Genomic DNA, 12,304 nt, shown 5'->3' with positions numbered 1-12,304 from the left:
GCGCCCGCGCCCCCCCCCCCCCCCCCGTCTGGGGGGGGGGCGGGGGGGGGCCCCCCCCCCCCCCCCCCACCCCGATGTGTTTCGGTACCGGCCCTATCCCTTTCGGGAAGAGCGGGGGAAAGCGATTTCCATTCGGCGCGGGGCGATACCCGCGCGCGTCGTCCGGTGGCGGCGAATACGCCGCGCCCGCTCAGCGTGAGTTGCCGGAGCCGTCCGACATCGCCGCCGCCCGCCCGGCCTCCAGACGCGCCACGGGGATCCGGAACGGCGAGCAGGACACGTAGTCCAGGCCCACCTCGTGGAAAAAGTGCACCGACTCGGGGTCGCCCCCGTGCTCACCGCAGATGCCCAGCTTCAGATCGGGCCGCGTCCTGCGGCCGGCCTCGCTCGCGTCGCGCACGAGCGCGCCGACGCCGTCCCTGTCGATGGTCTCGAACGGGGAGACCCCGAAGATGCCCTTCTCCAGGTAGGCGGTGAAGAAGCTCGCCTCGACGTCGTCACGGGAGAAGCCCCACACGGTCTGGGTGAGGTCGTTCGTACCGAAGGAGAAGAACTCGGCGGCCTCGGCGATCTGACCGGCCGTCAGCGCGGCGCGCGGGAGTTCGATCATCGTGCCGAGCGCCAGCCTGAGATCGGCGCCGCTGGTGTGCCGTACCTCGGCGATGACCTGCTCGGCCTCGTCACGGACGATCTCCAGCTCCTGCACCGTGCCGACGAGCGGGATCATGATCTCGGCGCGCGGGTCGCCGTTGGCGCGCTTGCGCTCGGCCGCCGCCTCGGCGATGGCCCGCACCTGCATCGCGAACAGTCCCGGGATGACCAGGCCGAGCCGTACGCCGCGCAGTCCGAGCATCGGGTTCTGCTCGTGCAGTTTGTGCACGGCCTGGAGCAGCCGCAGGTCGTTCTCGTTGTGGTCCTTACGGGCCTCGGCGAGTGCGACCCGTACCGACAACTCCGTGATGTCGGGCAGGAATTCATGCAGCGGCGGGTCCAGCAGCCGTACGGTGACGGGCAGTCCGTCCATCGCCTCGAACAGCTCGACGAAGTCCTTCCGCTGGAGCGGCAGCAGGTTCTTGAGGGCCTGCTCGCGCTCGTCGTCGGTGTCCGCGAGGATCAGCTTCTCGACCATGGACCGGCGTTCACCGAGGAACATGTGCTCCGTACGGCACAATCCGATGCCCTGCGCGCCGAAGCGGCGGGCCCGCAGCGCGTCCTCGGTGTTGTCGGCGTTGGCGCGCACCCGCAGCCGGCGGCGGCGGTCGGCGTACGCCATCATCCGGTGCACGGCCTCGACCAGTTCGTCGGCGTCGTCGGCGCCCGCGTGCATCCGGCCCTCGAAGTACTCGACCACCGGCGAGGGGACGACCGGCACCTCGCCGAGGTAGACCTTGCCGGTCGAGCCGTCGACGGAGACGACGTCGCCCTCCTCGATGACGGTCCTGCCGGCGGTCATCCGGCGCCGCTTGGTGTCGACCTCCAGCTCCTCCGCGCCGCAGACACACGTCTTGCCCATCCCCCGGGCGACCACGGCGGCGTGCGAGGTCTTGCCGCCGCGCGAGGTCAGGATGCCCTCGGCGGCGAGCATGCCGTCCAGGTCGTCGGGGTTGGTCTCACGGCGGATGAGGATGACCTTCTCGCCGGAGCGCGACCACTTGACCGCGGTGTACGAGTCGAAGACGGCCTTGCCGACGGCCGCCCCGGGCGACGCGGCGATCCCGCGCCCCAGCAGGTCGGGCCCCTTCCCGCCGCGGGCTCCATCGTCGTCGAAGCGCGGGAACATCAGCTGGGCCAGCTGCGCCCCGTTGACGCGCTGGAGGGCCTCCGCCTCGTCGATCAGGCCCTGGTCGACGAGCTGGGTCGCGATCCGGAAGGCGGCGCCGGCGGTGCGCTTGCCGACACGGGTCTGGAGCATCCACAACTCGCCGCGCTCGATGGTGAATTCGATGTCGCAGAGGTCCCGGTAGTGCGTCTCCAGGATCTCCATGATCTGTAGCAGCCGGTCGTACGACCTCTTGTCGATGGTCTCCAGATCGGCGAGCGGCACGGTGTTGCGGATACCGGCGACGACGTCCTCACCCTGCGCGTTCTGGAGGTAGTCGCCGTACACCCCCTGGTGGCCGGAGGCCGGGTCGCGGGTGAAGGCGACACCGGTGCCGGAGTCCGGGCCGAGGTTGCCGAAGACCATGGAGCAGATGTTGACGGCGGTGCCGAGGTCGCCGGGGATGCGCTCCTGGCGGCGGTAGAGTTTGGCGCGGTCGGTGTTCCAGGACTCGAAGACGGAGCAGATGGCGAGATCCATCTGCTCACGCGGGTCCTGCGGGAAGTCGCGGCCCGCGTCGCGCGCGACGATCTTCTTGAACTGCTTGACCAGCTTCTTCAGATCGCCGGCGTCGAGGTCGATGTCGGTGGCGGCCTTCTTCGCCCGCTTGGCCTCCTCCAGCGCCTCCTCGAAGTGGTCGCCGTCGACACCGAGGACGGTCTTGCCGAACATCTGGATGAGCCGCCGGTAGGAGTCCCAGGCGAAGCGCTCGTCGCCGGACTGTTTGGCGAGACCGGCGACGGACTTGTCCGAGAGGCCGATGTTGAGGACCGTGTCCATCATCCCGGGCATGGAGAACTTCGCGCCGGACCGTACGGAGACGAGCAGCGGGTCGTCGGACTGGCCGAGCTTCTTGCCCATCGTGCCTTCGAGGGCATCGAGATGCCGGCTGACCTCCGCGCGCAGGGCGGGCGGCTCGGCGCCGGTTTCGAGGTAGACCTTGCACGCCTCGCTGGTGATCGTGAAGCCCGGAGGGACGGGCAGGCCGAGGTTGGTCATCTCGGCGAGGTTGGCGCCCTTGCCGCCGAGCAGGCCCTTGAGATCCTTGTTGCCCTCGGTGAAGTCGTAGACGAACTTCTGGTCCTGCGGGGCGGTGTCTGTCGCTGCGTGGGTGTCTTTGCTTCTCGACACGGATCTCGACTCCTCCGGGAGGCGCTGGCTGCCCTGACGGCGAGGAACATACCCAGATCGAAGGTGCCTGGACATGTCCACTTGTCCGTCATACGGCCGCAACCACCCGTCCGCCACTGGATCCAATGCGGATAACGGGGGATCGCCGATCCCTCCCCCCTTCACGCCTCGAACCGGGCATGACCTTTGCATGGGAGAACGCGCTCATCTGAGCTGGGATTGCGACTTCTGAGTTCACCTCTCGAACGCGGAAGGGGTGGCACGCAGTGCCACCCCTTCCGGAAGTGCAGTCGCACCTCAACCGCTCGTCTGAGCGAAGGATCTATCAGACGTGGCGAGAATCACGCCCTCCAGCACCGCCGGATCCACGTCCTCCAGGCTGCTCGCGAAGTACCGGCCCTCCCCCGGCGCCACCGGCAGGAGCGAGGGGACGACGAGAACGGGGCACCCGGCGGCCTCGGCGGACGCCGTGCCGTCCGGCGAGTCCTCCACGGCCACACACGCGCCCGTCGCGGCACCGAAGCGCTCGGCCGCGGCCCGGTAGGGATCCGGGTACGGCTTGGTCCGTACGGTGTCGTCGGCCGACAGCGTGAAGGCGAAGCCGACATCGGCCAGGGAGCCCGCGACGACCGAGTCGACCACGCTGCGCGGTGAGGCGCTGACCAACGCGAAGGGCACGCCCGCCTGTTCGAGCGCGGCCAGCAGCCGGCAGGCTCCGGGGCGCGGGGGCGCGCCCGCCTCCACACGCCGGAGGAAGGATCCGGTGAGATCGGCGGCGACCGCGTCCGGGCGGGGCGCGCCCGTCACCCGTACGAGATGGGCGGCGGTGTCGGCGACGGCACGGCCCACGACCTCGGGCGCGTCGGCGTCCGAGAGACGGTGGCCGAGGCCGTCGGCGACCTCGGCCGCCGCCTCCCACCACAGCGTCTCGGTGTCCACGAGGGTGCCGTCCATGTCGAAGAGCACGGCGGCGGGAGTGCGTACCCGTTGGCCGTCCGGGCCGCTCACGCGGCCGTCCCGGTCGCGCTGGGCACGACCAGCACGGGGCGGTCCGCGGGCCGGACCGTGGCGCGTACACCCGGTGCCAGCGCCCTCGCGTCCCGTGACGGCACGTCGGCCTTCACCGAGCCGCCGCCGGGCAGGTCGAGCAGCACGCGCGTCACGGACCCGAAGAACGACGCGGAGACGACCGTGGCCGTCCCCCGCTCGTCCGCGGTCGCCGTCACGTTCTCGGGCCGGATGAGCACCTCCACGGTCGGGCCCGGCGGGATCTCGCCGTCCACCGGCAGGGTGACTCCGGCCACCGCGACCCGTCCGCCGTCGGTGAGCCGGCCCGCCAGCCGGTTCATCGTGCCGACGAACTCGGCGACGAACGCGGTCGCGGGCCGCTCGTACAGCTCGGCGGGCGGCGCGCACTGCTCCAGGCGGCCCGCGTTGAGGACGGCGACCCGGTCGGCCATCGACAGCGCCTCCTCCTGGTCGTGCGTGACGAAGATGGTGGTGATGCCGAGCGAGAGCTGGAGCCGGCGGATCTCCTCGCGCAGCGAGAGCCTGACCTTGGCGTCGAGCGCCGACAGCGGCTCGTCGAGCAGCAGGACACGGGGGCGCAGCGCGAGTGCGCGGGCCAGCGCGACCCGTTGCTGCTGGCCGCCGGACATCTGGTGCGGGAAGCGGTCGCCGTGCTCGGGAAGGCCGACGAGGCCGAGCAGTTCGGCCGCGCGCTCGCGCCGCTCGGTGGCGGACACCTTGCGTACGCGCAGGCCGAAGGCCACGTTGTCGCGGGCGTTGAGGTGCGGGAAGAGGCTGTACGACTGGAACACCATGCCCGCGTCGCGGCGGTTGGCCGGGACGCGTGTGATGTCCTCGCCGTCCACGAGCACGTCGCCGGCGTCGGGGTGCTCGAAGCCCGCGAGCACCCTCAGGGCGGTGGTCTTGCCGCAGCCGGAGGGGCCGAGCAGGGCGAGGAGTTCGCCGGGGCGGGCGGTCAGGTCGAGACCGTCGAGGGCGATGGTGGGGCCGAACTCCCGGCGCAGTCCGCGGAATTCGACGAGCGCGCCGGGGGCGGCGGCCTCCTGGTCCTGGCCAGGACCGGTGGCGCCGCCGGGCAGCGTGGTGGTGGCTGACATGGGTGGGGTTACTCCTTGCCGGAGAGGGAAGTCGGGGCGCCCGGGGCCGGGTTGGTGGCTCCGGCGGCGGCGCGCGCTCCCGCGCGGGACAGGACCATCAGCAGCGCCCACGCGATCAGCAGGCTGAGCAGCGACACCGCGACCGACGTCTGGGCCTGCGAGCCGGAGATGGTGACGATCCAGACCGCGAAGGGCTGGTAGCCGAGGAGCGCGGCGATCGTGTACTCGCCGAGGACCAGCGCCAGGGTGAGGAACGAGGCCCCCGCGAGCGACGAGCGCAGATTGGGCAGGACGACCCGCAGGATCACGTACGGCATGCTCGCACCGCAGTTGCGCGCGGCCTCCACGAGCGTCGGGACGTCGACCGCGCGGAGGCCCGCGTCGAGCGACCGGTACACGAAGGGCAGCGCGAGCACGGTGTAGGCGATCACCAGCACGAGCGGGAACGACTCGTTCTGGACGGCGATGAAGGTCTGGTAGAGCGGCGTCGTGGACAGATACTCCGGTCCCCAGCCCAGCACCGTGGTGATCCCGCTGACCAGTGCGATCGGCGGCACCACCAGCGGCAGCATGCAGACGATCTCCACGACGGGCCCGAGCCGGGGCGCCCCGAGCCGTACGGCGACGAGCGCGGGCACGGCCAGCAGCAGGGACAGGGCGATGGTGCAGGCCGCGAGCCCCAGCGAGAGCAGCAGGCTGTCCGCGAACCCCTCCGCCGACAGGATCCCGGTGTACGCGTCGAAGGACACGCCCTGGCCCGGCGTGTGCACGGTGAAGACGAACGACGCGAGGAGCGGTACGACGAAGTAGATCCCGGCCAGGACCAGTACGGCCCCGCGCCAGACGCGCGGGCGGCGCCTCCTTCGTACGGAGGACGCGGCCGGCGTCACCTCCTTGGGAGGCTGAGCCGCCGGCGAGGTCGCGGACGCCGTCGGGGTCAGTGCAGCCATCGGGTGCTCCGTCGCTGGAGGGGCAGATAGACCGCCATCACCACACCGGCGATCACGATCATGTCGAGGCTCAGCGCGAGCGCCACGTTCTCCTGCCCGACCTGCACGTTCCCGGAGAGCGCCGCGGCGATCTTCAGGGTGACCAGCGGCACGGATCCGCCGACGAGCGCGGCGGCGGTCGCGTACGCGGCGAACGCGCTGCCGAAGAGGAGCACGAACCCGCCGAGCAGGGTGGGGAACAGGACCGGCAGTCCCACATGGCGCCAGAATTGCGCGTCCGTGGCCCCGGCGTTCTGCGCCGCCTCCCGCCACTGCGGGCGCAGGCCGTCCAACGCGGGGACGCTGACCAGCACCATCAGCGGGACCAGGAAGTAGAGGTAGATCACGGTGAGTCCGGTGAAGGAGTACAGATTCCAGCCGGCCGCGTCGAGGTGCGCGAGCTGGGTGACGACACCGGAGATGCCGAGGGTCGCCACGAAGGCGAACGCCAGGGGCACGCCGCCGAAGTTGGCGAGTACCCCGGACGCGGTGAGGACGGACTCGCGCAGCGCGCCCCGCCGTGAGGTGACGACGGCCTGGGCGATAAGCACCCCGAGGACGGTGCCGATCAGGGCGGTCAGCGCGGACAGTTCGACGCTGCCGGTGAGGGAGGTGAGGTAGGGCCCCTGGAGGGAGGTGGAGACGTTGGCGCCGGTGGCCGAAGTGGCGCCGGAGACCGCGTCCTTGGTGGTGAAGGCGCCGTACACGACGGCGGCGACGGGGAGTCCGAAGCAGACGCCGGCGAAGGCGAGCAGCGGCAGGGCGCCGAGCCAGGCGCGTGGCCGGGGCGCCCGCGACCGCGTGCCGTGCGGCCGGGGCCCGGACCGCCGACGGCGGGTGCCGTCGGCGGTGCCCGGAGCGGGCGGGGAGGTGACTGCCATCAGGAGACGGCCTTGTCCCAGTTCTCGGCGAGTACGGCCTTGACGCTGTCGAGGTCGGCCGCCTCGGGGAACGCCGGGTCGCCGTCGACCTCGGGCAGCTTGGTGACGAAGGTCTTGTCGACGGAGCCGTCCTCGGTCATCGAGGGCAGCAGTACGGGCCTGGCGTACCCCTTCAGGAAGAGGTTCTGGCCCTCGGTGCTGTACAGGTACTCCATCCACAGGCGGGCGGCGGCCGGGTGCGGCGCGTCCTTGTTGATCGCCTGCGAGTAGTACTGGGCGTACACACCGTCGGTCGGTACGGCGACCTGCCAGTCGACGCCCTTGCCCTTGAACTGGTCGGCGTAGCCGGCGTTCAGGTAGTCCCAGTCGATCGAGATGGGCGTCTCGCCCTTCTGGACCGTGGCCGGGGTGGACTCGACGGGGATGAAGTTGCCGCTCTTCTTCAGCTTGCCGAAGTAGTCGATGCCGGGCTGGATGTCAGTGAAGGCGCCCTTGTTGGCGAGCGACGCCGCGTACACACCGCCGAAGGCCGAACCGGACTTGTTCGGGTTGCCGTTGAGCGCGACCTTGCCCTTGTACTCGGGCTTGAGGAGATCCGCGAAGGTGGTGGGGCAGGTCTTGATGCGCGAGGCGTCGCAGCCGATCGAGATGTACCCGCCGTAGTCGTTGTACCAGAGGCCGTTCGGGTCCTTCTGGGCCGTGGGGATCTTGTCGAAGGACGTCACCTTGTACGGGGCGAAGAGCCCTTCGGCGGCGCCGCTGCGGTCGAAGGGGATGCCGAGGTCGACGACGTCGGGGGCGCGGTCCTGCCCCTTGCGGGACTTGATGGCGTTGATCTCGTCGGCGCTCGCGGCGTCCGGCGTCTCGACCTCCACCTTGACCTTGTACTCGGCCTCGAAGGACTTGATGATCTCGCCGTAGTTCGCCCAGTCCGGCGGCAGGGCGATCGCGTTGAGCGTGCCCTCCTTCTCGGCCGCGGCGACGAGGGCGTCCATACCACCGAAGTCCGAGACGGACACGGCTGCGCCGGCCTTCACACCGCCGGCCGTGTCGGCGTCGGCGGACGTGTCGGACTTCGCACCGCAGGCGGTGAGGGTGGTGAGTGCGGCGGTACCGAGCGCCAGGGCGGCGACGAGCCGGCCGTTGGCGCGCATGCGTATACGGGTCACGCGGGGACTCCCGGAAGCGATGAGGGTATGAGCAATGGCTCAACTTGTTCATACAAGCCGGGATCAGTTCGCCCGGCGCGGATGACCGGTGGATGAACGGCCGATGGCCGTCCCGGCACAGCCCGTGGAAGACAAAAACGCCCACAAAGCACCCGATCCGCAGGGGAATCCGGTCGGGTGGCGGGCAACGGCGCGGGAGCGGGTACGGTGCCTGGAAGGCAACCGCGTACAGGCATACGTGCGCACAGCCGGACCGGCTGACCGACCGGACCGAACGACAGGCACGACGGGGCGCGACGGCAGGACGGCACACGGCATGACGGCAGGACCGACACCGGACGACACCGGTCGACCTGGGGGGAGCAACGGCGTGGGGAATTCCGCGAGTTCGCGCTATCTGGAGATCGCGGAGGCGCTGCGGCAGTCGATCCTCGACGGTGAGTACCCGATCGGCGCGCGCCTGCCCTCCGAGAGCGATCTGGCGGCCCACTGGTCCGCCTCGCGCGGCACGGTCCGCCAGGCGGTGGGGCTGCTCGCGTCCGAGGGACTGATCGGCTCACGCCAGGGGGCGCGCCGCGTCGTTCTGCGCCAGGAGCGGCGGCACAGCTTCCAGCAGCTCAACAGCTTCGCGCAGTGGGCACGGGCGATGGGCAGCGAGGTCGCCAGCCGCATCCTGACGCGTACGACCCGGCCGGCCACCGCCGAGGAGACGGCACGCCTGGGCATCACCCCCGGCAGCGAGGTCCTCGACGTCCTGCGGCTGCGCCACCTCGACGGCGAACCGGTCCTGGTGGAGCGCACCGCCTACACGGACTGGGTGGCCCCCGCCGTCCGGGCCCTGCCCGAGGACTGTGTGTCGATCATGGACAGCATCGCGGCGGACGCGGGCATAGTCGCCCACTACGGCGAGCATCTGATCGACGCGCTCGCGGCGGGCAGCGAGGACGCCAGACTGCTGCGGGTCCGCCGGGGCAGCCCGCTGCTGCGCCAGCGCTATCTCACGTACACGGCGGCGGGCCGCCCCATCGAGTGGACCGACGACCGCTACCGCGCGGGCACGGTCGCGTTCAGCGTCTCCAACTCGGCCGCCGCGGCGCCCTTGGAGCGGCACGCGGCCCCGGGGGTCGCCGGCCGCTGATCAGCCTCCAGAACCCGTGAACCGGCCTCAGACGTACGGCTGTCTGTCCCCCAGCACCGGCAGGAGCTGGAGCTTCTCGTGGCTCTCCGTGCCGGGCGTGGCCGTGAACACCAACAGGGCCTGGGACTGGTCGGGTTCGTAGAGGACCTGGCAGTGCAGTTCGAGTACGCCGAGGTCGGGGTGGTGGATGCGCTTGATGTCGTCGTCGCGCCGTACACCGATCTCGTGCGTGCTCCACACTCCGGCGAACTCCTCACTCCTCCCCAGCAGCGCCTCGACGATCTCGCCCGCGCGCGAACCGGGGCCATGGCGGGAGTAGGCGGTGCGCAGTTGGGAGGTGAGGACCCGGCCATGGAGGGCGTGGTCCGGCTCGGGGTAGATCACGCGGGTGCGGGGGTCGGTGAACCAGCGGTAGACCTGGCTGCGCTCCAGACCGGTGAACTCGGTCTCCTTGCCCAGCAGCGCGACAGCGAGGCGGGTCTGCACCAGCGTCTCGCCGAGTGCGCCGACGACCTGAGCGGGGGTGTCGTCCAGGCGGTCCAGGATCCGCATGATGCCCGGATTGACGTGGTCGCCCCCCGGCCCCCGGCTGGGGGTGTTGTGTCCCGCCGTACGGAACAGATGATCGCGCTCGTCCAGGGACAGATGCAAGCCGCGCGCGATGGCCGCGAGCATCGGCTCGGAGGGCTGCGGTCCGCGCCGCTGTTCCAGCCGGCTGTAGTAGTCGGTGGACATGCCGCTCAGCGCGGCGACCTCTTCGCGGCGCAGGCCACGGGTGCGGCGACGCGGACCGCGCGGCAGCCCGACGTCCTCGGGCTGAAGCGCTTCGCGGCGGGTGCGCAGGAAATCCGCGAGTTGTGCCCGGTCCACGAGAGGTCTCCGTTTCCTTCAGAGGGAATGGGGGCCGGCCCGGCCCCGTGCAAGCGGACCTGCCGGGCCGCGCGCGCTCAGAGCAGTGTGCCGCCCGACGCCTCGACGCGCTGCGCCGTGATCCAGCCCGTGCCCGGCGACAGCAGCGAGGCGATCACGCCGCCGATGTCCTCGGGGGCACCGACACGCCCGAGCGCCGCCTGCCCCGCGAGGACGGCGCGCAGCCCCTCGTCGTCCCGCATCGCGCCGCCGCCGAAGTCGGTCCCGATCGGGCCGGGAGCGACCGCGTTGACCGTGATACGGCGCGGGCCGAGCTCCTTCGCCAGGTACTTCGTGTATGTCTCGACGGCGCTCTTCGCCGCCGCGTACACCGACCAGCCCTCGCTCACGAACCGGGTCAGTCCGGTGGAGAGGTTCACGATGCGTCCGCCGTCCGCGATCAGTGGCAGCAGTGTCTGGGTGAGGAAGAAGACACCCTTGAAGTGGACATCGACCAGCAGGTCGAACGCCTCGACGGGCGTCTCGCCGACCGGGGTGACCGCCGCGACGCCCGCGTTGTTCACCAGGAAGTCGAAGGTGTCGCGGTCCCAGGTGGTGCGCAGGGCGTCCCGTACGGAGGTGGTGAAAGCGGGGAAGGCGTCGAAAGCGGTCGTGTCCAGTTCGAGGGCGACGGCCGTACGGCCAAGTGCCGTGACCGCGTCGACGACGGAGGCGGCCTCGTCCTTGTTGGACCGGTAGGTGAGGATCACGTCGGTGCCGGCCTCGGCGAGGGCGAGCGCGGTGGCGCGGCCGAGGCCGCGGTTCCCGCCGGTGACCAGGGCGATCGTGTTCCGGTTCTCGTTCAGGTTCTCGTTCATGGGGACAACTCTCGTCCTGGCCGGAACGCGGATGAAGGCACCAGTGATCCAGGGATTCCCGATCCCCCCTTGGGTCTGTGCGGCACCTGCCGGGTGTCAGCCGCCTGAGGTGTCCAGCTCCGCTTCCGCGCCGATGCCCGCGCGGTCGTACGGGTCCTTCAGCCAACCGTCCGGCAGGACCACCCGGTTGTTGCCCGACGTCCGCCCGCGTGGCCCGTCGGCGCCGTCCGGCCATGGCTGGTCCAGGTCCAACTCGCCCAGCAGCGCGTCCAGTTCGGCGAGGGACGAGGTGATGGCCAGCTTCCTGCGCAGCTCGGAGCCGACCGAGAAGCCCTTCAGATACCAGGCCACGTGCTTACGGAAGTCGATCACCCCGCGCGCCTCGTCCCCGATCCACTCCCCCAGCAGCTCCGCGTGCCGCCGCATAACGCCGGCCACCTCACGGAGCGCTGGCCTGGCGACATCCCCCGTACCCTCGAAGGCCGCCACCAGATCGCCGAAGATCCACGGCCGGCCGAGACAGCCGCGGCCCACGACCACACCGTCGCAGCCGGTCTCGCGGACCATCCGCAGGGCGTCGTCCGCCGACCAGATGTCGCCGTTGCCGAGGACGGGGATCTCGGGGACATGCTCCTTGAGGCGGGCGATGGCGTCCCAGTCGGCGCTGCCGCCGTAGTGCTGGGCGGCCGTCCTGCCGTGCAGGGCGATCGCCGTCACACCCTCCTCCACGGCGATACGGCCCGCGTCCAGATAGGTGAGATGGCCGTCGTCGATGCCCTTGCGCATCTTCATGGTGACCGGCAGGCCGCCGGCGTTGGACACCGCCTCGTGCAGGATCGCGCGCAGCAGGGGCCGCTTGTACGGGAGGGCCGAACCGCCGCCCTTGCGGGTGACCTTGGGGACGGGACAGCCGAAGTTGAGGTCGATGTGGTCGGCCAGGCCCTCGTCCGCGATCATGCGGACGGCCTTGCCGACGGTGACCGGGTCGACGCCGTACAGCTGGATCGAGCGCGGTGTCTCCGTCGCGTCGAAGCGGATGAGCTGCATCGTCTTCTCGTTGCGCTCGACCAGGGCCCGCGTGGTGATCATCTCGCTGACGAACAGCCCTTTGCCGCCCGAGAACTCCCGGCACAGCGTCCGGAACGGCGCGTTGGTGATCCCGGCCATCGGTGCGAGCACCACGGGCGGGCGCACCGTGTACGGGCCGACGGCGAGCGGACCAGCGGGAAGCGGGCCGGTGGCGGGCGCGCGGGGCGGTGCGGGGGACGGGGCGAGCGGAGCGGTCATCCGTCCATTGTCGCGCATGGTGGCCGAGAGGCCGCCG

The 12,304-nt window shown here is 71.0% G+C and carries 10 protein-coding genes; 1 reads left to right on the top strand and 9 read right to left on the bottom strand.

Annotated elements, in window-relative coordinates; translation table 11 throughout:
* Nucleotides 1–190: 190 nt before the first annotated feature.
* The 6 genes from ppdK to ACFWV8_RS05275 form a co-directional block, all read right to left on the bottom strand.
* Nucleotides 191–2,950 carry a pyruvate, phosphate dikinase gene (ppdK, locus tag ACFWV8_RS05300; RefSeq protein ID WP_384198147.1) on the bottom strand — a complete coding sequence of 920 codons (2,760 nt, stop codon included), beginning with the start codon at nt 2,948–2,950 and terminating at the stop codon, nt 191–193.
* A gap of 297 nt (nt 2,951–3,247) precedes the next feature.
* Nucleotides 3,248–3,958, bottom strand: coding sequence for an HAD family hydrolase (locus ACFWV8_RS05295; RefSeq protein WP_384198145.1), 711 nt, complete (start codon nt 3,956–3,958; stop codon nt 3,248–3,250).
* Nucleotides 3,955–5,076, bottom strand: coding sequence for an ABC transporter ATP-binding protein (locus ACFWV8_RS05290; protein ID WP_384198143.1), 1,122 nt, complete (start codon nt 5,074–5,076; stop codon nt 3,955–3,957). Before ACFWV8_RS05290 ends, ACFWV8_RS05295 begins: the two co-directional genes overlap by 4 nt.
* Before the next feature lie 8 nt (nt 5,077–5,084).
* Nucleotides 5,085–6,026: an ABC transporter permease gene (locus ACFWV8_RS05285; RefSeq protein ID WP_384198141.1), complete on the bottom strand. Its 942-nt coding sequence runs from the start codon at nt 6,024–6,026 to the stop codon at nt 5,085–5,087.
* Nucleotides 6,014–6,946: an ABC transporter permease gene (locus ACFWV8_RS05280; protein WP_384198139.1), complete on the bottom strand. Its 933-nt coding sequence runs from the start codon at nt 6,944–6,946 to the stop codon at nt 6,014–6,016. Before ACFWV8_RS05280 ends, ACFWV8_RS05285 begins: the two co-directional genes overlap by 13 nt.
* Complete coding sequence (locus ACFWV8_RS05275; protein ID WP_384198378.1) at nt 6,946–8,100, bottom strand: ABC transporter substrate-binding protein; 1,155 nt, start codon at nt 8,098–8,100, stop codon at nt 6,946–6,948. Before ACFWV8_RS05275 ends, ACFWV8_RS05280 begins: the two co-directional genes overlap by 1 nt.
* A gap of 385 nt (nt 8,101–8,485) precedes the next feature.
* Here ACFWV8_RS05275 and ACFWV8_RS05270 point away from each other — a divergent pair, with 385 nt between their 5' ends.
* On the top strand, nt 8,486–9,253 hold the full coding sequence (locus ACFWV8_RS05270) for a GntR family transcriptional regulator (RefSeq protein WP_384198137.1): 768 nt from the start codon (nt 8,486–8,488) through the stop codon (nt 9,251–9,253).
* A 27-nt stretch (nt 9,254–9,280) separates the two neighbouring features.
* On the opposite strand, the gene ACFWV8_RS05265 is transcribed toward ACFWV8_RS05270, so the two are convergent.
* The 3 genes from ACFWV8_RS05265 to dusB all read right to left on the bottom strand — a co-directional run bounded on the left by ACFWV8_RS05265 (nt 9,281) and on the right by dusB (nt 12,285).
* The gene (locus tag ACFWV8_RS05265) at nt 9,281–10,123 is read right to left on the bottom strand and encodes a helix-turn-helix transcriptional regulator (RefSeq protein WP_384198135.1); all 843 of its coding nucleotides are present in this window, start codon (nt 10,121–10,123) and stop codon (nt 9,281–9,283) included.
* A gap of 77 nt (nt 10,124–10,200) precedes the next feature.
* The gene (locus ACFWV8_RS05260; protein WP_384198133.1) at nt 10,201–10,980 is read right to left on the bottom strand and encodes an SDR family NAD(P)-dependent oxidoreductase; all 780 of its coding nucleotides are present in this window, start codon (nt 10,978–10,980) and stop codon (nt 10,201–10,203) included.
* 96 nt (nt 10,981–11,076) lie between these two features.
* Complete coding sequence (gene dusB / locus ACFWV8_RS05255; RefSeq protein ID WP_384198377.1) at nt 11,077–12,285, bottom strand: tRNA dihydrouridine synthase DusB; 1,209 nt, start codon at nt 12,283–12,285, stop codon at nt 11,077–11,079.
* Nucleotides 12,286–12,304 lie beyond the last annotated feature (19 nt).

It is taken from the genome of Streptomyces sp. NPDC058665 (assembly GCF_042714995.1).
Classification (GTDB): domain Bacteria; phylum Actinomycetota; class Actinomycetes; order Streptomycetales; family Streptomycetaceae; genus Streptomyces.
Note: the sequence above shows the minus strand (reverse complement) of the source record. Positions and strands in the feature narration are given on the sequence as shown.